This window comes from Moorena sp. SIO3B2, from assembly GCF_010692525.1.
GTDB classification, from domain to species: Bacteria; Cyanobacteriota; Cyanobacteriia; order Cyanobacteriales; family Coleofasciculaceae; genus Moorena; species Moorena producens.
The window spans coordinates 1-2729 of sequence record NZ_JAAHHE010000623.1 but is presented as its reverse complement, the minus strand read 5'-3'; the positions used below and the strand labels follow the sequence as shown (position 1 = coordinate 2729).

2 protein-coding genes are annotated in these 2729 nt (G+C 43.3%); both read right to left on the bottom strand.

Annotated features, from left to right (window positions below):
- Positions 1 to 263: 263 nt before the first annotated feature.
- Positions 264 to 2351 (bottom strand): NAD-dependent DNA ligase LigA, encoded by a 2088-nt coding sequence (gene ligA / locus F6K38_RS39030; RefSeq protein ID WP_287360297.1) that lies wholly within the window; start codon positions 2349 to 2351, stop codon positions 264 to 266.
- A 36-nt stretch (positions 2352 to 2387) separates the two neighbouring features.
- On the bottom strand, positions 2388 to 2729 hold a 342-nt coding region (locus F6K38_RS39025), incomplete at its 5' end, for a hypothetical protein (RefSeq protein WP_287360295.1).

Here is a 2729-nt window from a genome sequence, read left to right as displayed (position 1 = left end):
TTCTACAATTATAAGTTAGGTTCAATAGCACTTTTAAGTTAATGCAAACAGGAAACGTCCATATCTATGTCTGATATGGACGTTTCTCAAGGTCACTTCAACGGGTTTAGAGAAATTGGACTTGAAGGTTAGCGATCGCGCTGAGGTCCATGAGTCAACCCTCTGGACATCAGGCGTGAAAATGTTTAGTTGACTGACCCGCTTTCTCTGACTGCTTTAACCAGCCAAAGCAAGGAAATCGGGAGTCGGGGAAATAGAGTTGCTTAGGATATGCTCACTTGAAGCAACTCCAACATCTGAAATTCAGTTAGCTGGGTAATTCCTAATTCTTGAGCCTTTTTTAATTTAGAACCAGCATCCTTCCCAACCACCAAATAATCAGTTTTGGCACTAACGGCACTAGTAACCTTACCACCAGCGTCTTGAATCAAGTCTTTCGCGTCACTACGCTTAAGGGTAGACAAGAAACCAGTGATCACAAAGGTCTTCCCAATTAAGGCTTGAGTTTCGTCTAGCGCTATATGTTTAGTAGAAGTTCCTAACTGTAAACCCGCTTCTCGCAATCGAGCAATCAAGGTCTGGTTGCTGGAAATCTGAAACCAGCCCCAAATAAGCTGAGCAGTTTCTGGTCCAATGCCATAGGTTTCCCCAATATCAGTGGCGGTTGCTTGAGCTAAATCCTCAATGGTAGGAAAAGCCTGGACAAGGGTTTGAGCATTGACACTACCCACATGACGAATCCCTAAGCCATAAAGAATTCGCGACCAAGGTTGAGTTTTGGATTTTGCGATCGCATTTAGCAATTTTTGGGCTAACTTACGTCCAATGCCATTCAATGACACCAGCTGGTCTAGGGTTAAATTATAAAGGTCAGCAACAGATGTTACTAAGTCTTGGTTTACCAATTGTTCTATAATCTTTTTACCTAAACCACTAATATCAAGAGCATTACGACTTGCCCAGTGGATGAGAGCGCCCTTAACAATGGCAGAACAAGATGAATTAATACAGCGAGTCATTGCTTCACCTCTAGGACGCACCAACGGTTGATTGCAAACAGGGCAATGGGTAGGCATCTCGAAGGGTTTAGTATGGTTGGGGCGTAGCTCTGGTAAGACACGTGCCACCTCCGGGACAATCTCACCCGCTTTTCGTACAATTACCGTATCCCCAACTCGCAAATCTAATTGGGTAACATAATCACTATTGTGTAGAGTAGCCCGTTGTAATGTTGTGCCTGCCAATTGCACTGGTTCTAAGATAGCCAAGGGCGTCACTGCTCCAGTGCGTCCCACATTAACGGTAATTGCTTTCACACGACTAGGAGCCTCTTGAGCCGGATATTTCAGAGCGATCGCCCAACGAGGAAACTTCTGGGTAAACCCCAATTGTTGTTGTATCCCGAAAGCATTGATTTTTACCACCACCCCATCGGTCAGGTAGGGTAAATCTTTCCGTTTCCCATCCCACTCATTGTAATAATCCTGAGCATCCTGTAGGGAATTACAAAATTTCCGATGGGGGTTCACCGGAAAACCAAGCTTTTTCAACAGCTCTAGAGCATCCCATTGAGAATTCGGCATTGGGATGATGTACTCCTGACTACTATCCTTATTCGGAATATGTAAGGTATAGGCAAAGAAAGCCAATTGCCGCTTTTGCGCAATTCGGGATTCTAATTGGCGCAAGGTACCAGCAACGGCATTACGAGGATTAGCAAGCAGTGGCTCACCTGCTTGTTCCCGTTCCTGATTAATCCTCTCAAATACATCCAGAGGTAAGAATGCCTCACCACGCACTTCTACTAAACCTGACAGTTGATCTAAGTCAAGTTGGTCTAGATTAAGCCGTAAAGGAATGGAGCGAATAGTACGGACATTCTGAGTAATATCTTCTCCTGTGGACCCATCGCCCCTGGTTACTCCCCTGACCAAAATCCCATTTTTATAGGTTAGTGCTAATGCTGAACCGTCAATTTTGAGCTCGCAAACGTATTCAGTATTGACTTCTGAGCGTTGGGGAATATCACCAGAAATATGACGCTGCCATCGTTCTTGCCATTGGCTAAATTCCTCAAGATTAAAGGCATTATCCAGACTATAAAGGGGGATATTGTGGCGCACAGAGACAAAACCAGTAGCTGGTTTTTCTCCTACCCGCTGGGTTGGACTATCAGAGGTTACTAACTCAGGATACTCTGTTTCCAGCTTTTGCAGTCCCCGGTAAAGTTGATCGTAGATGGCATCTGCCATGATAGGATTGTCCAGGACGTAGTAGGCATAACTAGCGTTTTGCAGCAATCGGCGCAGCTCCTGAACTCGCTGATTTACGTTAGAGGTTATTTGTGTCACAGGGGTAACTATCCTTGATAAAGATTGTTCTGAAAATTAGCGATCGCGCTGAGGCTTGTCTTCAGATAAAGATTCCCATTCGAATGACTTATCCATATAATGGCGATATTTCTGTGACCATACCAAAATCAAATATTGCGAAATATTATCTGCTTTATCATCCTCTAACATTTGCTTATAAGAATTTATCATACTATTGGCTTGTCCAAACCATAGTATGACTTTATTGGAGCGTAAAAGCAAAGGATTTGGTTCTGGTTCTTCATTAGACTCTAAAGACATAACCAAACAACGAATCGATTCAAGCCCATCATATAAATCACTCTGGATAATAATCCTAAACGAGAATCGTTGATCTATCTTATGTAATATTTCTTC